Genomic DNA, 23,020 nt, shown 5'->3' on the forward strand with positions numbered 1-23,020 from the left:
AATTGCGATGACACTGTTTTCCCGCTTCATCACCACGCTATTCATCGCAGGTCTGCTGGCCGGTCAGGCGATGGCGGCAGCCTCCCCTGATGCCCCCGCACAGATACGGATTGGCTATCAGAAAGGCTCCGTCAGTATGGTACTGGCAAAATCACATCAGCTATTGGAGAAGCGCTTTCCTCACACCACGATTAAATGGGTGGAGTTCCCCGCCGGGCCCCAGATGCTGGAAGCGTTGAACGTCAACAGTATTGATTTAGGCAGCACCGGCGATATTCCACCGATTTTCGCCCAGGCCGCCGGCGCTGACCTGCTGTATATCGGTTCTGAACCGCCCAAGCCAAAGGCAGAAGTGATTCTGGTACGCGAAGAGAGTCCGCTGAAAACGGTGGCCGATCTCAAAGGTCATAAGGTGGCCTTTCAGAAGGGGTCCAGCTCCCACAACCTGCTGTTACGCGCGCTGAAAGAAGCGGGTCTGAGCTTCAACGATATTCAGCCTGCATTTCTGACGCCAGCGGATGCCCGTGCTGCCTTCCAGCAGGGCGATGTTGATGCCTGGGCAATCTGGGACCCGTATTACTCTGCGGCCCTTCAGCAGGGCGGCGTTCGTGTGCTGAAGAATGGCGACACGCTCAACCTGACCGGTTCCTTCTATCTGGCAACCCGGCCCTTCACCGAGAAAAACGGCGCGTTCCTGCAGCAGGTGCTGGATACCTTCAGCCAGGCTGATGCCCGGACCCGCAGCCAGCGTGAGCAGAGCGTCGACCTGCTGGCGCAGGCGATGGGGCTGCCAAAAGCGGTCATCTCAACCTATTTCGACCATCGCCCGCCGACCGCTATCACCCTGGTGAGCGATAAGACAGCACAGGCACAGCAGCAGACCGCCGATCTGTTTTACAGCAACCACCTGATGCCGGTGAAAGTCGATGTCTCCAGCCGCATCTGGCATGGCCCTTCCCCCCAATGAATGAGGAGTAACACAATGAGTCTTTCCGTTTTCTGGTTTCTTCCCACTCACGGTGATGGGAAATATTTAGGGACTAACGAAGGTGCACGCCCGGTCGATTATGCCTATCTGCAACAAATCGCCCAGGCCGCCGACCATCTGGGGTTTGGCGGGGTACTGATCCCGACAGGTCGCTCCTGTGAAGATGCCTGGCTGGTGGCTGCATCGTTAATCCCGGTGACCCGGCGTCTGCGCTTCCTGGTGGCGCTGCGTCCCGGCGTCATCTCACCGACTCAGGCCGCCCGCCAGGCGGCAACGCTTGACCGCCTGTCTAACGGTCGTGCCCTGTTTAACCTGGTCACCGGGGGCGATGCGGAAGAGCTGGCCGGGGATGGCGTGTTTCTGGATCACCGCGAGCGTTACGCCGAGTCTGCCGAGTTTACCCGCGTCTGGCGACGCGTGCTGGAAGGCGAAACGGTGGACTATGAAGGTAAACACATCCACGTCCGCGGCGCACGCCTGATGTTTAAACCCGTTCAGCAGCCACGCCCGCCGCTGTGGTTTGGCGGCTCGTCTGAAGTGGCGCAGGACCTGGCCGCCGAGCAGGTGGATGTCTATCTCACCTGGGGGGAACCACCAGCGCAGGTGAAAGAAAAGATTGCGCAGGTGCAGGCTAAAGCGGCCGCACAGGGACGTAAAGTCCGCTTTGGTATTCGCCTGCATGTGATCGTGCGCGAAACCAATGAAGAAGCCTGGCAGGCCGCCGACCGTCTGATTTCCCACCTGGACGATGCCACCATCGCGAAAGCACAGGCTGCGCTGGCGAAAACAGACTCTGTGGGTCAGCAGCGCATGGCCGCGCTGCACGGCGGTAAACGCGACCAGCTGGAGATCAGCCCGAATCTGTGGGCCGGCGTCGGTCTGGTGCGTGGGGGGGCTGGTACGGCACTGGTGGGTGATGGCCCTACGGTGGCTGCGCGAATGCAGGAGTATGCCGATCTGGGGATCGAGACTTTTATTCTGTCCGGCTATCCGCATCTGGAAGAAGCCTGGCGCGTGGGCGAATTACTCTTCCCGCACCTGGATCTGGCTATCCCCGAGATACCACAGCCCCAGGCCGTTCAGGCCCACGGTGAACAGGTCGCCCACGATTTTGCCCCACAAAAAGTTTCGCAGAGTTAGAGGTGAGCCATGAGTAAAAGCCTGAATCGTATTGGTAATGGCCTGCTGCCGTGGGCGTTACCCGTTCTGCTGGTGGTCGTCTGGCAGTTAGCCTCACAGCTGGGCTGGCTTTCCACCCGGATCCTGCCGTCGCCGGAATCCGTTATTATCACCTTCTGGAGGCTGTCGGCCAGCGGTGAACTGTGGCAACACCTCGCCATCAGCAGTTGGCGCGCGGCAGTGGGGTTCAGCATAGGCGGTTCAATTGGCCTGTTACTCGGGTTAATTACCGGAATGTCAACGCTGGGCGAACGCCTGCTGGATACCTCGGTACAGATGCTCCGTAACGTGCCCCATCTGGCCCTGATCCCGCTGGTGATCCTGTGGTTTGGCATTGACGAGTCGGCCAAGATCTTCCTGGTGGCGCTGGGGACACTGTTTCCGATCTATCTCAATACCTATCACGGTATCCGTAATATCGATCGCGGGCTGGTGGAAATGGCGCGCAGCTATGGCCTGTCAGGCTGGAGCCTGTTTATTCAGGTGGTGCTGCCCGGTGCCCTGCCCTCCATTATGGTCGGCGTGCGCTTTGCGCTCGGTCTGATGTGGCTGACGCTGATCGTTGCTGAAACCATTTCGGCCAACTCCGGCATTGGTTACCTGGCGATGAATGCCCGTGAGTTTCTGCAAACGGATGTGGTGGTGGTGGCGATTATTCTCTATGCCCTGCTGGGCAAACTGGCTGACGTCAGCGCACTGCTGCTGGAACGCGTGTGGCTGCGCTGGCATCCGGCGTATCAATTAAAAGAGGAAAACGCATGAGCGAGTTCACCCCGTCTCCGGCGCGTCTTAATGCCGGTACGCCGCTGGCGATCAGCGGCGTCAGCAAACAGTATAACCAGCGCACGGTGCTGAATAATATTGACCTGCATATTCCCTCCGGACAGTTTGTCGCCGTGGTCGGGCGCAGCGGCTGTGGCAAAAGCACCCTGCTGCGCCTGCTGGCCGGACTGGAGAAAGCCAGCAGCGGCGAGCTTCGGGCCGGTAGTGCCCCCCTGAGCGAGGCGCGGGAGGATATCCGGCTGATGTTCCAGGACGATCGCCTGCTGCCGTGGAAAAGCGTCATCGATAACGTCGGGCTGGGCCTGAAAGGCAAAGCATGGAAAGATCGGGCGCTGGACGCGCTGAAGGCCGTTGGCCTGGCCGACCGCGCCGGGGAGTGGCCCGCTGCGCTGTCAGGCGGCCAGAAACAGCGGGTGGCGCTGGCTCGTGCACTGATCCACCGTCCTGGCCTGCTGCTGCTGGATGAGCCGCTTGGCGCACTGGATGCCTTAACCCGCATCGAAATGCAGGATCTGATTGAATCCCTCTGGCAGGCGCATCATTTTACCGTACTGCTGGTGACGCATGATGTCAGTGAAGCAGTGGCGATGGCCGATCGGGTACTGTTGATTGAGGAAGGGAATATCGGCCTGGATCTCTGCGTTGATCTGCCACGACCACGGCGTAAAGGATCGGTCAGGCTGGCTGAACTGGAAGCGGAAGTGCTGGATCGCGTGATGAAACGCCTGCCGGTGCAAAAAGAACGACAGTATGCGCATGGCTGACGGGGACCGACATCAAGAAAAATGGGCGAGATTATCGCCCATTTTTTTATCTTATTGTCCGCCCGTCAGGGTCAGGCATTCAGTGCCTTGCTAATTTTTTCAAACAGATCGCCAGACAGTTTATCCAGCGCCTGCAGCTGTTCCAGCGCGTTACGCATCAGCGCCTGACGTCCTGCATCATAGCGTTTGAGGCGAATTAATGGCTCGATCATGCGCGCCGCTACCTGTGGGTTGCGGGTGTTGAGATCGCTGAGGATCTCCACCAGGAACTGATAGCCACTGCCGTCCGCCGCATGGAAAGCCGCCGGGTTAGCTGAAGCAAATGCCCCGACCAGTGAGCGAATACGGTTCGGATTGCTCAGGGTAAAGGAGCGATGGTTAAGCAAGGCGCGTACCTGGGACAGTACATCGGCCGCCGGACTGGTCGCCTGCAGAGCAAACCACTTGTCCATCACCAGGCCATCCTGATGCCAGCGCTCATCAAAATCGGCTAACAGCGCGGCACGGCACGGCAGCTGTGCCGCGATGGCAGCCGACAGCGCCGCCACGGTGTCCGTCATATTATTGGCGTGGTGATACTGTGCGCTGACCAGCCTGTCGGCCTGAGCCGCGTCGGCAAAGGCCAGGTAGCTCAGGCAGACGTTTTTCAGCGAGCGTTTACCGATATCCGCGTGTTCAATGCGATATTCCGGCGTCTGACTGGCGTAATACACCGCCAGCAGCTCATCTTCCAGCTCGGTCGCCAGCGTGCGGACCAGTGCTTCACGCACCACCGCATTGGCCTGTGGGTCGATGATGTCAAACAGCTCAGCAATCTCATTCTCACCGGGCAGTGACAGGATCAAGGCCATCAGTGCGGGATCGGTGGACTCGGATAAAAGCACCGCACGGAACGCATCTGCAACGTGCAACGGCAGGGATAGCGGTTGCCCCTGCTGCTGGCGGGCAACGTTAATCTTGATGTGGTTCGCCATCAGACTCTGCGCTGCATCCCAGCGCGAAAAATCATTACGTGCGTAGCGCATCAGGAAAGTTAACTGGGCATCACTCCAGTTGTAGTCCAGCTTCACTGGCGCAGAAAACTCGCGCAGCAGAGAAGGTACTGGCTGGAAATACACCTTATCAAAGACAAATGTCTGGAATGATTCGGTCACGTTCAGCACGTGATGGACCGGGTGGCCGTTATGCTGTAGTGGAATAACCTTGCCTTCACCGTCATACAGCTCGATATCCAGCGGAATATGCAGCGGCAGCTTCTCTTTCTGGTCGGCCGTCGGCGGAGTCAACTGTGTGACGTGCAGCGTGTACTGCTCCAGCTCCGGGTTGTAGTCGTCACGGACTGACAGCACGGGCGTACCCGACTGGCTGTACCAGCGACGGAACTGTGACAGGTCAACGTTTGAGGCATCTTCCATCGCCTGGACAAAATCATCACAGGTCGCGGCGCTACCGTCGTGACGCTCGAAATAGAGCTGCATCCCTTTCTGGAAGTTCGCTTCGCCCAGCAGGGTATGCAACATGCGGATCACTTCTGAACCCTTTTCGTACACCGTCAGGGTGTAGAAATTGTTCATCTCGATCACCTGCTCAGGACGGATCGGATGCGCCATTGGGCTGGCATCTTCAGCAAACTGGGAGCCGCGCATGACACGCACGTTATCGATGCGGTTAACCGCGCGCGAGCCCAGGTCAGAGCTGAACTCCTGATCGCGGAAGACCGTCAGCCCCTCTTTCAGGCTGAGCTGGAACCAGTCGCGACAGGTGACACGGTTACCGGTCCAGTTATGGAAGTATTCGTGACCAATGACCGCCTCGATGCCGAGGTAGTCTTTATCCGTGGCCGTTTCCGCTTTGGCCAGCACATATTTGGAGTTAAAGACGTTCAGCCCTTTATTTTCCATTGCGCCCATATTGAAGAAGTCGACGGCGACGATCATAAAGATGTCGAGGTCATACTCCAGGCCAAAACGCTCCTCATCCCATTTCATGCTGTTTTTCAGCGAGGTCATCGCCCAGTCAGCACGATCAAGGTTGCCACGATCGACAAAGATTTCCAGGGCAACGTCACGACCCGAACGGGTTTTGAAGCTGTCGCGCAGCACATCGAAATCGCCGGCGACAACGGCAAACAGATAGCAGGGTTTTGGGAAGGGATCGTGCCACTTCATCCAGTGACGGCCATCTTCCATCTGCCCGCCATCCACGCGGTTACCGTTAGAGAGCAGGTACGGATAGAGTGCCTGTTCAGCAATAATCGTCGTGGTAAAACGTGCCAGCACGTCAGGGCGATCAAGGTACCAGGTAATATGGCGGAAACCTTCAGCTTCACACTGGGTACAGAGTGCTTCACCGGATTTGTACAACCCTTCCAGCGCAGTGTTTTTATCCGGATGGATATCATTGACGATTTTTAATGTGAAGACCTCTGGCAACTGCTGAAGTATCAGCGCGCCCTCTTCCTGCCGGTAATGCTGCCACGGCTGGTCGTTAACGTGCAGCGAGATCAGCGTCAGGTCTTCTCCGTCCAGGCGCAGTTCGGCATCACGGTCCCCCAGACGTTTAATCTGGCTGATGGCGGTCACCTGGGTGGTACTGGCATCAAGATTAAACGTCAGGTCGATATCGGTAATGGTGTAATCTGGCGCACGATAGTCATGGCGATTCTTGGCTTGTGGCAGTTGCGTCATAAGTCTTTCTCACGTCGATAATTAGTTAACCTTTTCAAGTCTATTCCTGTTATCACCAGGTTGCCACGTGGAATCACCCTTTAACCGTACCTTTGCGGTGAATTGGTACATTTCATTAACAAACGCACAGATTGCCCTCGACCACGCCGACCGAATTGTGCTGTGATCGGGTTCAATAAATACGTATTCGGGTTATACTCCTGCGACTTTTTCTTCATTTGAACCAGGGATAACGCTCTTCGCCAGAGGATGCTGAAACGCACCATGACACGACACGCTTCCCCGATTTTGACTACGCTTCTCGATACCGATGCCTATAAGCTTCATATGCAGCAGGCGGTGTTCCATCGTTATTACGATGTCACTGTGGCCGCCGAGTTTCGCTGCCGGGGTGATGACATGCTGGGTATTTATGTCGATGAAATTCAACAGCAAATCGATATGATGGCCGCGCTGGTGCTAACGGAAGATGAGTTCACCTATCTTGCCGGGCTGCCGTTTTTCACCCCGGATTATCTCAACTGGCTGCGGACCTTCCGATACGATCCCGCGCAGGTTCGCGTGCGCAATCACCAGGGAAAACTGGATATCCGCATCAGCGGACCGTGGCGTGAAGTGATCATGTGGGAAGTGCCGCTCCTGGCGTTGATCAGTGAGGTGGTTCACCGCCATCGTTCACCGCAGGTCACGCCAGAGATGGCGGTCAGTCAGCTGAAACTCAAGCTGGCGCAGTTTAACGAGCTCACCGCCGATCTGGATATGTCGCGCTTTCGCCTGATGGATTTCGGCACCCGTCGCCGCTTCTCGCATGATGTTCACCTGGCGATAGTCAGTACGCTGAAGCAGGAATTTCCCTGGCTGGTTGGGTCCAGTAACTATGAAATGGCGCGCCAGCAGCAGATTATGCCAGTGGGTACCCAGGCGCATGAATGGTTCCAGGCGCACCAGCAAATCAGTCCGGTGCTGGCCAACAGTCAGCGTGCTGCGCTGCAATCCTGGCTGGAGGAGTATCCCGATCAGTTAGGTATTGCCCTGACAGACTGCATCACTATGGATGCCTTCCTGCGTGATTTCGGTCTGGAATTTGCCAGCGCCTACCAGGGATTGCGCCATGATTCTGGCGACCCGCTGGAGTGGGGTGAGAAAGCGATTGCCCATTATCATCAGCTGGGCATCGACCCGTTGACGAAAACGCTGGTCTTTTCTGATAATCTTGATCTGGAAAAGGCGGTGGGACTTTATCGCCACTTCGGTCAGCGGATTAATGTTATTTTCGGCATTGGTACACGCCTGACCTGTGATATCCCTCAGGTTAAGCCGCTTAATATTGTCATTAAGCTGGTGGAGTGCAACGGCAAGCCCGTTGCTAAACTGTCCGACAGCCCGGGAAAAACTATCTGCCAGGATAAAGCCTTTGTGCGTGCCCTGCGTAAAGCGTTTGACCTGCCGCTGGTGAAGAAAGCCAGCTAGTCCTGTTACGGGGGCCCTCCCATACCGGCCCCCCGATCCCCTCCCCCCTAAAGAAATCTGCTTCTGCTGCCGGAATTCGCTTGTTTATCATCGCCTGGCAAGTAACATAGCAAGACCCTAAATTTGGGGTATTCAATTCAGATTAATTAATAGCGAGAGAATTATTATGAGCGTTGTGCCAGTAGCGGATGTACTGCACGGCCGGGTCGCGGTTGACAGTGAAGTCACCGTACGTGGTTGGGTGCGTACACGAAGAGATTCAAAAGCCGGTATTTCCTTTATCGCCGTTTATGACGGCTCCTGCTTTAATCCCGTTCAGGCTGTCGTGAATAATTCTCTGAATAATTATCAGGATGAAGTTTTACGTCTGACCACCGGCTGTTCCGTCGCCATCACCGGTAAAGTCGTTGAATCTCCGGGCGAAGGTCAGAGCTTTGAAATTCAGGCTACCCACGTGGACGTGGTGGGCTGGGTGGACGATCCCGATACCTATCCGATGGCGGCTAAACGCCACAGCATTGAATACCTGCGTGAGGTCGCTCACCTGCGCCCACGTACTAACCTGATTGGTGCCGTCGCCCGTGTGCGTCACACCCTGGCGCAGGCTCTGCACCGTTTCTTTGATGAGCAGGGTTTCTTCTGGGTTTCCACTCCGCTGATCACTGCATCCGATACGGAGGGTGCCGGTGAAATGTTCCGCGTTTCGACGCTGGATTTAGAAAACCTGCCGCGCACGCCGGAAGGCAAAGTCAATTATGATGAAGACTTCTTCGGTAAAGAAGCGTTCCTGACCGTATCCGGCCAGTTAAACGGTGAAACCTACGCCAGCGCCATTTCCAAGATCTACACGTTTGGCCCGACCTTCCGTGCGGAAAACTCCCACACCAGTCGCCATCTGGCAGAGTTCTGGATGCTGGAGCCTGAGATTGCCTTTGCCGATCTGGAAGACAATGCCGCGCTGGCCGAAGCCATGCTGAAATATGTTTTCAAAGCTGTGCTGGAAGAGCGCGCTGATGACATGGCTTTCTTTGCCGAGCGTGTTGACAAAGACGCAATTTCACGCCTGGAGCGTTTTGTCACTACAGACTTTGCCCAGGTGGACTACACCGAAGCCGTTGAGATCCTGCTGGCCTCGGGACAGACCTTTGAAAACGCCGTGTCATGGGGCATCGACCTCTCTTCTGAACACGAGCGTTACCTGGCAGAGAAACACTTTAAAGCACCAGTGGTGGTGAAAAACTATCCGAAAGAGATTAAAGCTTTCTACATGCGCCTGAACGACGATGGCAAAACTGTGGCCGCCATGGACGTGCTGGCCCCGGGCATTGGTGAAATCATCGGGGGTTCTCAGCGTGAAGAACGTCTGGATGTGCTCGATGCCCGACTGGCCGAGATGGGTCTGAATAAAGAAGATTACTGGTGGTATCGCGATCTGCGTCGTTACGGCACTGTGCCTCATTCAGGTTTCGGTTTAGGTTTCGAACGATTAATCGCCTATGTCACTGGCGTACAAAATGTAAGGGATGTTATCGCCTTCCCACGCACTCCACGCAACGCGACGTTCTGATTTCTGCATTAAATATAAGAAATTCATATATATACTAAGGTCAGCCTCGCTGGCCTTTTTTTATTTTTGTAAATTTAGAGATGACTCACAAAGTTCCGTGATTTTTACATTTTGTAATACATATTTTCCTCTTGTTACTAGAATAAGAGATTAGTAGCATTTTCGGGCTAGATTAACCAGGCTACGAATGGAAAGATGCGTGCAGACACAGGAAGACACCAAACTCTCATCAGAGTTCTGTAAAGAATTATTGACGGCAGTGGCAGGTGTCCAAATAACTCCAATGAGGGTAATAACAAAATGATGAAGCGCAACATTCTTGCAGTAGTGATCCCAGCACTGTTGGCTGCTGGTGCCGCTAACGCAGCAGAAATCTATAACAAAGATGGCAACAAACTGGACCTGTACGGTAAAGTTGATGCGCGTCACAACTTCTCTGACAATAGCAACGAAGACGGTGACCAGACTTATGTTCGTTTTGGTTTCAAAGGTGAAACCCAGATCAACGATCAGCTGACCGGTTACGGCCAGTGGGAATATAACGTACAGGCTAACACTGCAGAATCTCAGGGTACCGACGGTTCTAAAACCCGTCTGGGCTTTGCTGGTCTGAAATTCGGTGACGCGGGTTCATTCGACTACGGTCGTAACTACGGCGTGATCTATGACGCAATGTCTTACACCGACCAGCTGCCAATCTTCGGTGATGACACCATGTACACCAACAACGACAACTTCATGGTTGGTCGTGCAAATGGTGTTGCTACTTACCGTAACAGCAACTTCTTCGGTCTGGTTGATGGCCTGAGCTTCGCTGTACAGTACCAGGGCAAAAACGAAAGCAATGACCGTCGTATTATTGACGAGAATGGCGACGGCTGGGGCAGTTCTGTAGCTTATAACACCGGCATGGGTATCAGTGCTGTAGGTGCTTACGCGTCTTCAGACCGTACTAACCGCCAGGTTGCTGACGGCAACGGCGATAAAGCTGACCAGTACGCATTGGGTCTGAAATATGACGCAAACAACGTTTACCTGGCGGCGTTCTACGGTGAAGCACGTAACACCAGCAGCTATGGTAACAATCAGACTGCCAACAAAACTCAGAACTTTGAAGTTGTTGCTCAGTACCAGTTCGACTTCGGTCTGCGTCCATCCATCGCTTACCTGCAGTCTAAAGGTAAGGACCTGAACGGTGTGACCGGTAACGGTTCTACCTTTGCTGGCGGTGACGCTGACCTGGTTAAATACATTGAAGTTGGTACTTACTACTACTTCAACAAAAACATGTCTACCTACGTTGACTACAAAATCAACCTGCTGGATGACACAGACTACACCCGCGCTGGTGCTATTAACACCGACGACGTTGTTGGTGTTGGCCTGCAGTACCAGTTCTAATTGCCCTTTAATCGCGGCTCAGGTCGCGATTAACCGTGCACTCAACGGAGCTTCGGCTCCGTTTTTGTTTTTCTCTCCTCCCTTCCCCCTTTCTGCTGTTTTTTTGACGCAAACGGTTGGTAATTTACCCTTACTGGCGTTAACCTGAGTCCTCACTTCGCTTTAATTTAAGCTAACGGACTTCGACTATGTTTGAACGTATTGCAGCTGCACCCGCCGACCCTATTCTTGGTTTAGCCGATCTGTTCCGCGCTGATGACCGCCCAAATAAGATCAACCTCGGCATTGGCGTGTATAAAGATGAAACCGGCAAAACGCCGGTACTGACCAGCGTTAAAAAAGCTGAACAGTATCTGCTGGAAAACGAAACCACTAAAAACTATCTGAGCATTGATGGTATTGCTGACTTTGGTCGCTGCACCCAGGAACTGCTGTTCGGTGCCGATAGCGCACTGATTTCCGGTCATCGTGCGCGCACCGCCCAAACCCCTGGCGGTACTGGTGCACTGCGCATTGCCGCCGACTTTATTGCCACCCAGACCAGCGCAAAACGTATCTGGGTGAGCAATCCGAGCTGGCCAAACCATAAAAACGTATTTGCCGCTGCCGGTCTGGAAGTGTGTGAATATGATTACTATGATGCTGCCCAGCACACACTGGACTTTAACGGGCTGGTAAACAGCCTGAGCGCAGCGCAGGCTGGTGATATCGTGCTGTTCCACGGCTGCTGCCACAATCCGACCGGCATCGACCCAACGGCAGCCCAGTGGGCCCAGCTGGCTGAGCTGTCGCTGACTAAAGGCTGGCTGCCGCTGTTTGACTTTGCCTATCAGGGCTTCGCTCGTGGTCTGGAAGAAGACGCTGAAGGCCTGCGCTCATTCGCCGCCAGCCATCAGGAACTGATCGTTTGCAGCTCTTACTCGAAAAACTTCGGTCTGTATAACGAGCGCGTCGGTGCCTTTACCCTCGTTGCCGCTGATGCCACCGTGGTCGACACGGCGTTCAGCCAGGTCAAGGCCACCATCCGTGCTAACTATTCCAACCCACCTGCACACGGTGCTGCCGTCGTGGCCACGATCCTTGACAACAGCGCCCTGCGTGCCCTGTGGGAACAGGAGCTGACCAGCATGCGTGAACGCATTCAGCGTATGCGTCAGCTGTTTGTTAATACCCTGCAGGAAAAAGGCGCAAAAGGCGACTTCAGCTTTATCATTAATCAGAACGGGATGTTTTCCTTCAGCGGCCTGACGAAAGATCAGGTTGTGCGTCTGCGTGAGGAATTTGGCGTGTACGCGGTGAATTCCGGACGTGTCAACGTGGCAGGCATGACGCCGGATAATATGTCTCAGCTGTGCGAGGCGATTGTCGCGGTACTGTGATTCGGTGAGCTGAGGGTGACCACCCGGTGGGTGGTCACCCTTTTTTATTCGCTATTGCAGGAAGGGATTGCTGATGCGCTCACGTCCCAGCGTGGACTTCGGACCGTGCCCCGGAATAAAGGTCACGTCATCGCCCAGGGGCAGCAGCTTAGTCTTAATAGAGGCGATCAGGTCACTGTGACTGCCCTGCGGGAAGTCAGAACGACCAACACCGCCGCTGAAGATCACGTCACCCGAGACCAGCAGGCGGCCGGTACGGTCAAAGAAAACGATATGTCCCGGCGTATGCCCGGGACACAGCAGAACCTCAAGTTCCGTCTCTCCTACCCGGACAGTTTCGCCTTCCTCAAGCCAGCGGTCTGGTTCCAGCGGCGGACATTCGGCAAAACCAAACATCTGACTTTGCATCGGCAATCCGTCCAGCCAGAACTTATCAGCCTTATGAGGCCCGATCACCGGAACAGCATAATGTGCGGCCAGTTCAGCGGCAGCCCCGACGTGATCGAGGTGCCCGTGCGTCAGCAGGATGCGGGTCAACGTCACATCCAGCGCTGCAACCTGCTGCTTAATATTTTCAGGATCGCCGCCGGGATCCACCAGCGCGGCCTCACGCGTTTGCGTACACCAGATCACCGAGCAGTTCTGTGCGAACGCGGTGACCGGGATAATATGATAATCCATGCTACTCCGTTACCGGCCACCACAGGGTGCCGGGATGTCGTTTACCAGTGCCGGACTGGCCCGGTATCAATATGCACAAAGTTACTACTCGGATAGTATCCTACACCACCCGCCCGCAGCGAAAGTGCGGCTTTGCGAACATTGCTTAACGAGATCCCTTCAATATGGAAATCCATTGCCTGGCCCAGCGTGTGGTAGCTGTGCTTGGCGACCCCCCGGGTATGAGAGCGCAGGGAATTGTTGGTGCCGAGGGAGCGGTAGCCTGAGATAAGCTGTACTGGTTTACGACTGTCCAGCAGCGTTTGCAGGCGGAACAGCTGGTCGAAGAGATGGGGATCAATACTTTTACTTTTATTCGCGCGGTAATCACGGAAAAAATGATTCAGTCTGGCTAATTCATCCTTGTCATAGCTTTTACCGTTAAAAAATTCCGTTTTAAGGTTTTCACCGGTATTGAGGTTGTTGAGCGTCAATACACGCGGCCGGGACGTCGATAGCGAGGCGAAAGCCTGCCCCGGGAGGAGTGCTACACCGAGTGCGGCGCCACCTAACGTCAGCCACTTACGGCGATGAGAGTCAATTTTATGCATGGATCAGTATTACCTGGCTTAATGATTCGGAGCAGTGCAAATATGTGCACCGTTCGGAACCTTACCGGGCGAAAAAACCTACGTCAACCTGCGAAAAGAAAAACCGGCGCAGAGTGTGATGTTATCGCCTCTGCACCGGTTTTATACCCCACCAGCAACCCTGGCGGGAATATCTGATTAATCAATCATTAGAGCAATAACTGACCAGCTGACAACAGCGCCGGGGCGCCGGATCGGGCGGTATTGTCATAATTGTAAATATCTGTACGAAATTGCGGCAAGCCATCATCGGCGACCCAGGCCGTCAGATAATAGAGGTTCACCGGAACGCGCTGGCGGATGGAGACAAAGCGGGTATCCCCCTCTTTCAGCGTGCTGGAAATACGCGAATTATCCCAGCCAACGTTCTGTAACAGCAGGCTGGCCAGATCTGAAGCGCGGTTGACCCGGACGCAGCCTGAACTCAATGCGCGAATATCTTTCTGGAACAGGCCGTGATTTGGCGTGTCGTGCAGATAAATCGCATCCGAACTTGGCATATTGAATTTGTAGCGGCCGAGTGAATTAGTCGGCCCCGGAGCCTGGCGGATGCGATAAGGGAACGAGGCAGCAGACACCATGCTCCAGTCGATCATTGACGGGTCAATAACCTCCGCATCGTTCGTCCAGCCGGAAAGCAGCGTATAACCGTGTTTATACAGGTACATCGGGTCCTGTTTCACTTTTGGCACAATGTCCTTGCGCACCAGCGTTGTCGGCACATTCCACGGTGGGTTAAGCACCACGTTATTCAGGGCGCTGCGCATCAGAGGCGTTTTACGGTCAGGACGGCCAACAATCACCCGTGAAGAAAGGATCTCATTGCCGTTAACGTAGTAGGCCAGAGAGTAATTAGGAATATTGACCATAATACCGTTATGCATATCATCCGGCAGCAGACGTAACCGCTGTATGTTCAGCGCCAGTAATGAAGCCCGGCGCTGGGGCGAGACGTTAAGCCATTCACGCGTACGCGTACCAATGGCGCCGTCTGCTTCCAGCCCCTGCCAGGTCTGAAAACGTTTAAGGGCTTCGACCAGGTCCGGGGTATAAATATTATCGCTGTTCACCGGTATCACGACACCATCAACGTTACCCACGTTTTGCGGGGTAGCCGGTGGCAGGTTATCAGTCGGTACTGCCGACGGACTGACCACAACGCTGCTGTCCGTTGTGGGGCGCGCTGTCGCATCAGGCTGGGCATTGTCATCATCATGCACCAGCGGGGCGTCAACCGGCCCCACCACTTCTTCCGCCGGTGTCGATGGCTCGCTGGCCGGGGACATCATCCCGGTACGCTGCAGGATGTCACGCAGCGCGGGCACATCGTTGCTGACCTGGCCGGGACGCAGGGTTTGTTTATCGGTCAACTGCGGCCACGGCCGGTTTTCGGCCAGCAGGGTTTTCAGGGCCTGATGCATGCGCGCATACTGTGGATGCTGAGGTGCCAGCGACAGAACAAATCCATTCAGATTCCCCTGCGCCAGCGCATTTTGCCACTGGTTGATCACCGCCACTGACGGTGTTTCCATTTTATAAGGCACATTGCTGTAGAGCCAGGTTTCCCCTTTGCTGGGAACACTGGAAGTAAATTGCAGATAGCCCAGCATGGCATCAGACAACACCACGTCACGAGCCAGTCCGGTGATAGCGGGGTCGGTCAGCTGTTTGACCCACTGAATAAACTGTGGCTGAACGCCGGAGATAGCGACTTCGGCTAACTGCTGCTGAAACTGCTGTACGGCCTGACCATCCTGCCACATCGGCTGCATACTCCGGCTGGCATACAGAGGAGCAAGACTTTTCAAATAGAACGGCGCGTTTCCGTGCGGATAGAGCGCGGCAATCTGCGATGCACTTTGCACCACGCTAACGTGATGACTCACCGGCGCAGAGACCGGCGGTATCCCCGCAAGCGATGGCGACATGCTGACCATCCAGCAAAACAGAGTACAACCCAGCGCAACAGCCCGGGTGGAAAACGATTTCTGCAGCAACATCCTTGCTCCCTGTTAGTCTGCTGAACGGGAAGCCAGCAGTAATTAGTCATTGTTATAAGTATAGAAACAGAAAACGGCATTTGCCTCATACGTGCAAATGCCGTTATCCAGAGTAATCTGGACGCAGAAATATTACCACTGCGTCACATTATTTTTTACAGTATGAGGCGTGCTATGCCTCAGCCTCTGCATCTTTAGCGGTCAGTGTCGGTTCCGCCGTGAAGCCGCGGAGGCCGACCACGTGAACATGCTCGGTATTATTGAACACTTTACGGACCAGTTTATAAGTAGTGCCTTTCTCCGGGCTGATGTTCTCAGGTGCGGCGATAATCAGCTGCATCTCAAGGCGATCGCACAGTTCAAACAGGGTAGCGATGGATTTCGCATCCAGACGAGCAGCCTCATCAAGGAACAACAGGCGGCACGGAGAGATATCCTTACCGCGCAGGCGCCGTGATTCCTCTTCCCAGCTCTGCACCACCATCACCAGAATTGACATGCCGGTACCGATGGCCTCTCCCGTCGACAGCGCACCGCTTTCTGCACGAAGCCAGCCGTCCGATCCGCGGTTCACTTCCACTTCCATCTCAAGATAGTTGCGGTAGTCGAGCAGCTCTTCCCCGATAGTCTGTGGCGTGCGCTGTCCCATATCGATCTGCGGATTCAGGCGCTGATAGAGTTTCGCCAGCGCTTCAGAGAAGGTCAGACGGTTGCTCTTGAACAGATCCTGATGCTGCTCATGCTGCTCGGAAAGTACGTCCAGCAGCGTGGAGTGCGCTTCACGCACGTTGACGTTGAGCCGGACGCTCTTCACCTGCCCGAAGCTGACCGCCTGTAATCCCTGGTTCAACTGACGAATACGGTTCTGCTCACGCTGAATAGTTTTGCGAATAATGTTCGATACGCTGCGTGAACTGATGGCCAGCATCTGCTCACGAGCCGTCAGCTCTTCGGTCAGACGGTTCAGTTCAATTTCCATCTGTTCGATGGCTTCAACCGGATCGTCAGTGCGAATGATATCCTGGCGAATACGCTCGCGCAGGTGCTGATAGACCGCAATAAAGAACTGGATTTTGCGCTCAGGGCGTTTCGGATCTTCAGACAGGCGCAGCACATCGCGCAAGTGTTCGTTATCCGCCACGGCCAGACGCAGTGCTCCCAGCGCCTTATCCGACATGGAACGCAGCTCATCGCCCCCCAGATAGGCCAGTTCGCGGCGGTGCAGACGGCGCTCAACGCCGTTATCTTTCACCAGCCGCAGGACGGCCACCCAGCCGGCTTTGGCACTGACCACCTGTTCGCGACCAGCCTGATACTCCCGTTCCAGACGGCGCAGTTTTTTCTGCAGCGCATCCATCTCAGCTTCACAGAAGGTCAGCTGTTTTTCCAGCTGATTGCGACGCATACGGTTATTGCTCAGCGCGCTGTAGAGTTCATCACGGCGTTGCTTTGCCCGCTCTTCGGCAGAAGCATCCGCCTGCACACCGATATCCAGCATCTCCTGCTGCAACTCTTTCAGCATATCGCGTTTGGCATCGTAGGAGCTTTTCAGCGAGGCCAGCACCTGTGAGTACTGGGTTAACTGAGCCTGATGCTGACGTAATTTTTCCCTTGCACGGGTACGTTCACCTTCCGCCTGCTCCAGACGCTGGCGCAATTTTTCATTGAGGTCGCTGGTGCCGTTCAGCATCCCGGCTGAATCGACATAGCCAAAGTGCGCACGACGCTGCACGACCTCGGTCAGGGCAAAGGCCTGCTGACGGGCATCGCGCTGCTGCTGCTGCGCCTGCTGGTAATCCAGCTTCAACTGGTCGTGCTGTTCCGGGTCACTCTGCAGCACAGAAAGGATCGGCTCCAGTCGGGTCAGGTGTGCGCCGTGCTGCTGCACAAAGCGCGCGGCTTCCTGCGCTTCATCCAGCTTTTCCTGAATTTCTTCGTGGCGATCCTGTAACGTATCATCCAGTAACAGGCTGACGCGCGGTAACAGGCGGTTAAGCTGGGCAACGCCCTCTTTCGCCTGTTCAAACTGCTGACGCTGCTGCTGGTTTTCGCTTTCGTGGTTCGTCAGCGCACGCTCAACCTCATTACGCCGGGTATTGAGCAGACGCATTTCCGCTTCCGGATCCGACTCAAACGCTACGCCCAGATGGCTGCCAATAAAGCGGCTGAAGGACTGATGCAGACGCTGGGTTTTCTGAACGTCAAAGGACAGCGTGGCGTAACGTTCGGCCAGGGCTTCACGTTCAGCGTGCAGGAGGTCAAGCTGGTTCTCACGGGCTGCACGGCCAAACAGCGGTACTTTAGGAAAACGGGAATAGCGCCACTGGCGGTCCCCGGCTTTCACTACCACCGCTTTTTCCAGCTCCTCCACGTTAAACACGCTGTCATCAAATGACTGCGGGTCCCCTTCAATCAGATAGAGATCTTCCGGGCAGTCATCGAGCCCGTCGAGCTGTTCGCGGATCAGCGACAGGTCCGGCACCACAATCGCGTGGCGGGCGGGGCCATAGAGCGCTGAGAAGTAAGGGGCATCGTCGATGGTGACATCGTCATAGATTTCGGACAGCAGTACGCCGCCAAAACGTTCGGCCAGCGTGTTCAGTCGCGCATCTTCGGCACCGCCCGGCTGGCTGAGACGTTCGATCTGTTTTTCAATCTCCCGCTTACGCGCGGAAACTTCATCACGTTCAACGGTGGTTTCACGCTCGCGCTCCAGCAGCTGCTGCATAAACTCGGTGACCTGCTGGCTGTTTTCCAGCGACTGTCCGGTCTGTTCGCTCAGCTGCGACAGGATCTCCTGCGCGGCAAGCCACTGCGGTGCCTGTTTGGTGAGCCGCGCGATGCGTTCACGCAGTTGCTCCAGCTCCTGGCGCAGGGCCATACGGCGCTCACCGGCATCGGCCACGCTTTCGTTCAGCAATTCAATCTGGGCTTCCAGCTCCGCCTGCAGGGACTCCAGCTCACCGGCATCGACCTGCTGGCCGTGTCGCTTGCAGAAGTCATTGAGCAGTCGCTCGGCATCCTGTTGTTCACGCAGGCGTTGCGTCAGTTCATTCAGGCGGCTACGCAACGGCTGGAGCTGTTCAGCGTGGTAACGCTGATTGCTGGCGTCACGTAACAAATCGCGGCCCACCTGCCAGGCTTCGCTGCGACTGACCGGACCGGCGATTTTATTGACCAGTTCAAACGCCTGTTCGAACTGGCTGTGCGCGGCCTGCGCCACGCTCATTTTTTGCTCCAGCATCAGCAACCTGTCGGTGGCTTCCTGCTCTTTAGCCTGGAACGTTTCCTGCCACTCGTCGGCGTTTTCAATAGTGAGGTCGCGCAGCTGACAGATTTCCTGAGCACGCTGCAAAGCGGTCAACGCCTGTTGATACTGAATGGCCCGCGTCTGCTGGACATCCAGCGCCTGCTGGTAGTCGGCCAGCTGATTTTTCAGCTCATCCACTTCCAGTTCAGCATTTTCGCTGCGCGCTTCGTTTTCCTCATGCACCTCACGCGCTTCGGCGACCACTTCATTCTGCTCTTCCAGGCGGAAGGTCAGTTCTTCCAGGTCGGCGTCGTAGCGATCAATTTTTTCCTGCTGACGCAGAGCCGTCTGTACCAGATTCAGATGGTCGCTGGCCCCCTGATAATCTGTTTCCAGATCGCTCTCAGCGGCGTTATGTTCACCCAGCTCACGCGCCATCTCGATATGTCGATACTGCTCGGCAGCAAGCTGCTTCCGACTGGTAAACAGATCGTTACGCACCTGCATGGCCGCATCAAGATGAATGCGTCGCTCGTTAGCGTGACGCATGTAGTCTGCCGCCACGTAGCTGGTGGCTTCAGAAATCAGGTGTTTAAACAGGTCGCGATCGGACTGCGTCACCCGTATCGCTTCCAGCGTCATGCGGTTTTCACGCAGGGCGGCTTCCATATCCTGAAACGCCTTCCGCACGCCGCTGTTTTCCGGCAGCAGGTAGTCGCGCAGGGAGCGTGTAATGGCGCTGGAGATCCCGCCATACAGCGAGGCCTCAATCAGACGGTAATATTTACTACGGTCAGCCGCGGAACGCAGACGACGCGCCACGATACCGAGGTCGAACATCACCGAATGGTAGTCCGTAATGGAGTTGTACTGTTTGAACTGTACGCTTTCCATCGCTTCAAAGCGGTCTTTCAGCTCACTGATGGGCACCACGCGCGCCTGACGCGCGTTGACCGTCTCCGTGAGAATTTCGGTAGGGTTAATCGACGTTGGCAGGCCGTGGATACTGAACGGTTTGATATCCACTTTACGGTCGCGACCGGCAACCTGCTGCAAACGTACCCCGACCAGCACGCGCTGGTGCAGTGAGTTAACCACATCAAGCACCGCGTAGCAGACGCCCGGCCGCAGTTTACCGTGCAGACCTTTATCCCGCGAACCGGAGGTGGCCCCGGCCTCGGTGGTATTACGGAAATGCAGCAGCGTCAGATCGGGGATCAACGCAGTAACAAAAGCCGCCATGGTGGTGGATTTACCGGCACCGTTACCGCCTGACAGCGTAGTCACCAGCTCATCAAGGTCAAAGGTGCGGGCAAAAAAGCCATTCCAGTTAATCAGCGTCAGCGAGCGAAACTTCCCACGTTCAATCATTTATTCTTCCTCCGCACGGTCCGGCGCATTGTTGTCCGCGTCACTCTCATCGCTTTCATCATTCAGGGCCAGCCCACCGTCAAGCTGCATCGCTTCGCCATCCCGGATCATGCGCAGCTGCGCATCGCGCGGATCGTCACCGCTGCGCACATCGGCACCAAAGCGGAAGACCGATTCGGTAATGCGGAATTTGCTGCTGTCATTGCCCATAAACCAAACCATCCCCAGCCGGCGCAGGCGATTTAACGACGCGCGCATCTTCTCCTGGAGTTTCTGGCGATCCAGGTCAGAACCGGTCGAACGCTGGTTGACCAGCTTCAGCAGCTTACTTTCATCAGCCAGCGACATCAGTTCATCGTGCAGTTCCTGCTGGGTGAAAATCCCCTCATTGGCCAGACGCTCCGGACTGAGATAGAGGTAACACAGTATCTTACCGACCATCATATCCAGTTCAGACAGCACCGAGCGCGGGATCAGCGTGGTGGAGCGTGGCCGCAGATAAAAGAAGCCTTCTGGCGCACGGATCAGTTCAACGTTATAACGGGTGTAAAATTCTTCGAGAAATTCCTGATAATCCATCAGAAAGGCGTGCTGATCTAGCTCGTCGATACCAATATGCCGCCCTGCGCGTAACTGGCTGTCCAGCGCCGGAAAGATCGGATTTGCCAGAGCCATCGCCAGCTTAACCGGCATCACTTGTTCAATATTTGTCGATGACATGTGCCTGCACCTTGGCTCCGTAATCATTAATAGCCTGCCATTTTGCAGCCAGGCCAGAGAAGTCTGCTTCGGCCACGCCTAAGCGTACAGCCTGATCGACGACAATACGCGCCACGTCAAAGTGACGAACTCGCGGGTATTGTGTCAGGTAATCGCGTATGACTTCGCCCAGATCCAGCGGTTTCTGCTGGGTCTTGTAGCTGGCCAGCGCCTCTTCAATCATCGCCGCCAGCTGTTCACGAATCGCGTTAAACTCTTCGTATTCCAGTTCTGAAGGCAGTTCACCCGTCACCTCTTCGCTGCGCAGGGTCAGTTCTTCATCACGCATGTCGTACAAACGGTCAGCATTGGCAAAGGTGAGTGCCCAGGGCTGATCGAAGTAATTCTGTACCGACTGCCGCAACCGCTGGGCGAAGACACGGTTTTTATCCATATCTATCGCCGTACGGATAAATTTATGCACATGGCGGTCGTAACCAATCCACAGGTCAATCGCCTGCTGGCCCCAACTGATAATGCGATCCAGCTTGTTCTGCAGGTCAAACACCAGTTTGTCGACAAAGCCCAAATCGGGGCTGTTCATCGTCGCATCCTGAATGCGCAACAGGTTGGCCTGCAGCTTATCGCCCGCGGCTTCCAGGGTGTCCTGTAGCTCGCGCAGCGTGCCGGACGTTTCATTTAACAGCAGTTCACAGCTGGAGATAGCCGCCCGCCAGTCTTTGTTGAGCAACTGGGCAATATCGTCTTTTACCGCCTGCTGCTGCTCATCCATGATGCGCTGAGTGATATCAATACTGTCGAAAATTTCCGCGACGGAGTATTTCAGCGGCGCAAACACGTTGCGGTGCCAGTGGTATTCATCGCCATTTTCATCGGCGGCATCTGCCGCCCGCTTCAACTCACCGGCCACGATCGACAGCTGCAGCGAAAGGCGCAGCGTGGAAAATTCACGCTGGCGAATGTAGTAGTCTGTGATGCCGATACCCAGCGGGGTGAGGCGGTAGATGGCATTGCCTTCGGCGTGTTCGCTGGTAAAGCGATTAAGCAAACGCTGACGCACCATATCATTGATGGCATTATTGGCACGTACAACTACCGTTTCACTGGTCTGCTCAAAGCCTTCGCTGACATGGCGGAAGGCATCAATCAGTTCGCCTTCACTCATTTCGCCATCCATGCGCTCCCCGTTGAGGGTGGCAATTGCCAGCAAAAAAGCCAGACGTTCGGTTGGCAACGAGACGGAAAAATCATTTTTTCGCGCCCAGGCCACCAGTTCCGGTACAGTCTGGGAAAATTCACTCATAGTTCTTCTGCCTTATGGGTTTCCGCGCTGTAACGTGGATATAACGCCCTAAACTTAAAAAAGGCTCCTGGCGGCAGTATTGCTTTTCCAGGGCCAGAACCTCATCAAACCGTTCAATCTGCCTGGTTTTATCGCGCAGATAATCATGAAAAACCCGAATACCGGTTTTGCTCTCAATAGTAAAACCACAATCCTGAAGCCAGCCGTAGACCTGCTGGGGGTCACGGGGATAGTCGGGAGACAGCGTCTTCTTTTTACGCTTGGCCAAACCCGACTGCAGGTAACCAAAATTACCCAGCACCATCGTCTGCATCAGCAGGCCATTCAGATTGTAAAACATCAGCGACAGCACCCCGCCTGGCTTAAGCGCATCATACAGCGCGGCCAGCACTTCCTGCGGTTCTGCCACCCACTCCAGCACAGCGTGAAACAATACCAGATCAACCGGTTTATCTAAATGTTGACCGACCTGCTGGGCGCTAATTTGTGCGAATTGCATGTTACCGCTCACACCTTTTTCATCGGCCAGGCGGCGAGCGCGCGATAACATCTCTTGTGAAACATCACAAAGCAGAACCTGATGGCCCCGCGCGGCGACCCCGCAGCCGGTCTGACCTTCTCCTCCGCCCGCATCCAGTACCGACAGCGCGCCCTCGGGAAACGAGGCTAACAGCGCGTCAAGATCCTGCCAGAGGATCGCCTGACGAATACGCCCTTTAGTGGTACCGTAAATGTTCTGCGAAAATTTTTCTGCGATATCATCAAAGTTGCGATCCTGCATACAGCGGCTCCGGGTTAAGGGCGTGATGGTATGGGAGTCACCCGGTTATTCCGCGCCGGACTAAAAC

16 protein-coding genes are annotated in these 23,020 nt (G+C 55.3%); 8 read left to right on the forward strand and 8 right to left on the reverse strand.

Annotation, left to right across the window (positions count from 1 at the left end):
- The first annotated feature begins 7 nt into the window (after positions 1-7).
- From K6L24_RS14015 to ssuB, 4 genes are read left to right on the forward strand one after another with little or no spacing between them, the layout of a single operon-like run.
- Positions 8-967: a sulfonate ABC transporter substrate-binding protein gene (locus K6L24_RS14015; protein WP_222681577.1), complete on the forward strand. Its 960-nt coding sequence runs from the start codon at positions 8-10 to the stop codon at positions 965-967.
- A gap of 15 nt (positions 968-982) precedes the next feature.
- Entirely contained in the window at positions 983-2,128 is a 1,146-nt protein-coding gene (ssuD, locus tag K6L24_RS14020; protein WP_062743849.1) for an FMNH2-dependent alkanesulfonate monooxygenase, read from the forward strand.
- A 9-nt stretch (positions 2,129-2,137) separates the two neighbouring features.
- The gene (ssuC, locus tag K6L24_RS14025) at positions 2,138-2,929 is read left to right on the forward strand and encodes an aliphatic sulfonate ABC transporter permease SsuC (protein WP_062743850.1); all 792 of its coding nucleotides are present in this window, start codon (positions 2,138-2,140) and stop codon (positions 2,927-2,929) included.
- On the forward strand, positions 2,926-3,714 hold the full coding sequence (gene ssuB, locus K6L24_RS14030) for an aliphatic sulfonates ABC transporter ATP-binding protein (RefSeq protein ID WP_062743851.1): 789 nt from the start codon (positions 2,926-2,928) through the stop codon (positions 3,712-3,714). Before ssuC ends, ssuB begins: the two co-directional genes overlap by 4 nt.
- A 71-nt stretch (positions 3,715-3,785) precedes the next feature.
- Here the strand turns inward: ssuB and pepN are convergent, their stop codons facing one another.
- Positions 3,786-6,401, reverse strand: coding sequence for an aminopeptidase N (gene pepN, locus K6L24_RS14035; RefSeq protein WP_222681578.1), 2,616 nt, complete (start codon positions 6,399-6,401; stop codon positions 3,786-3,788).
- Positions 6,402-6,665: 264 nt separating this feature from the next.
- Here pepN and pncB point away from each other — a divergent pair, with 264 nt between their 5' ends.
- The 4 genes from pncB to K6L24_RS14055 all read left to right on the forward strand — a co-directional run bounded on the left by pncB (position 6,666) and on the right by K6L24_RS14055 (position 12,218).
- Positions 6,666-7,871: a nicotinate phosphoribosyltransferase gene (pncB, locus tag K6L24_RS14040; RefSeq protein ID WP_062743898.1), complete on the forward strand. Its 1,206-nt coding sequence runs from the start codon at positions 6,666-6,668 to the stop codon at positions 7,869-7,871.
- Between the two features lie 166 nt (positions 7,872-8,037).
- Positions 8,038-9,438: an asparagine--tRNA ligase gene (gene asnS / locus K6L24_RS14045; RefSeq protein ID WP_062743853.1), complete on the forward strand. Its 1,401-nt coding sequence runs from the start codon at positions 8,038-8,040 to the stop codon at positions 9,436-9,438.
- A 300-nt stretch (positions 9,439-9,738) separates the two neighbouring features.
- Positions 9,739-10,839: a porin OmpC gene (gene ompC / locus K6L24_RS14050; protein ID WP_062743854.1), complete on the forward strand. Its 1,101-nt coding sequence runs from the start codon at positions 9,739-9,741 to the stop codon at positions 10,837-10,839.
- 188 nt (positions 10,840-11,027) lie between these two features.
- Complete coding sequence (locus K6L24_RS14055) at positions 11,028-12,218, forward strand: amino acid aminotransferase (RefSeq protein ID WP_222681579.1); 1,191 nt, start codon at positions 11,028-11,030, stop codon at positions 12,216-12,218.
- 51 nt (positions 12,219-12,269) lie between these two features.
- Here K6L24_RS14055 and K6L24_RS14060 read toward each other — a convergent pair whose 3' ends face one another.
- From K6L24_RS14060 to cmoM, 7 genes are all read right to left on the reverse strand, one after another.
- Positions 12,270-12,899: an MBL fold metallo-hydrolase gene (locus K6L24_RS14060; RefSeq protein WP_062743856.1), complete on the reverse strand. Its 630-nt coding sequence runs from the start codon at positions 12,897-12,899 to the stop codon at positions 12,270-12,272.
- A gap of 41 nt (positions 12,900-12,940) precedes the next feature.
- A complete protein-coding gene (gene mepK / locus K6L24_RS14065) occupies positions 12,941-13,489 on the reverse strand; it encodes a peptidoglycan L,D-endopeptidase MepK (RefSeq protein ID WP_062743857.1) in 549 nt (182 codons plus the stop codon).
- A 188-nt stretch (positions 13,490-13,677) separates the two neighbouring features.
- Entirely contained in the window at positions 13,678-15,528 is a 1,851-nt protein-coding gene (gene ldtD / locus K6L24_RS14070; protein ID WP_062743858.1) for a L,D-transpeptidase, read from the reverse strand.
- A gap of 172 nt (positions 15,529-15,700) precedes the next feature.
- On the reverse strand, positions 15,701-20,149 hold the full coding sequence (mukB, locus tag K6L24_RS14075; protein WP_118664352.1) for a chromosome partition protein MukB: 4,449 nt from the start codon (positions 20,147-20,149) through the stop codon (positions 15,701-15,703).
- Positions 20,150-20,869, reverse strand: a complete 720-nt coding sequence (gene mukE / locus K6L24_RS14080; protein ID WP_062743860.1) for a chromosome partition protein MukE — start codon at positions 20,867-20,869, stop codon at positions 20,150-20,152. It lies immediately after the preceding gene.
- Positions 20,850-22,172: a chromosome partition protein MukF gene (mukF, locus tag K6L24_RS14085; RefSeq protein ID WP_222681580.1), complete on the reverse strand. Its 1,323-nt coding sequence runs from the start codon at positions 22,170-22,172 to the stop codon at positions 20,850-20,852. The genes mukE and mukF overlap by 20 nt, the downstream gene beginning before the upstream one ends.
- Positions 22,165-22,953 (reverse strand): tRNA uridine 5-oxyacetic acid(34) methyltransferase CmoM, encoded by a 789-nt coding sequence (gene cmoM / locus K6L24_RS14090; RefSeq protein WP_118664353.1) that lies wholly within the window; start codon positions 22,951-22,953, stop codon positions 22,165-22,167. The genes mukF and cmoM overlap by 8 nt, the downstream gene beginning before the upstream one ends.
- Positions 22,954-23,020 lie beyond the last annotated feature (67 nt).

The organism is Erwinia persicina, assembly GCF_019844095.1.
In the GTDB taxonomy this organism is placed as follows: domain Bacteria; phylum Pseudomonadota; class Gammaproteobacteria; order Enterobacterales; family Enterobacteriaceae; genus Erwinia; species Erwinia persicina.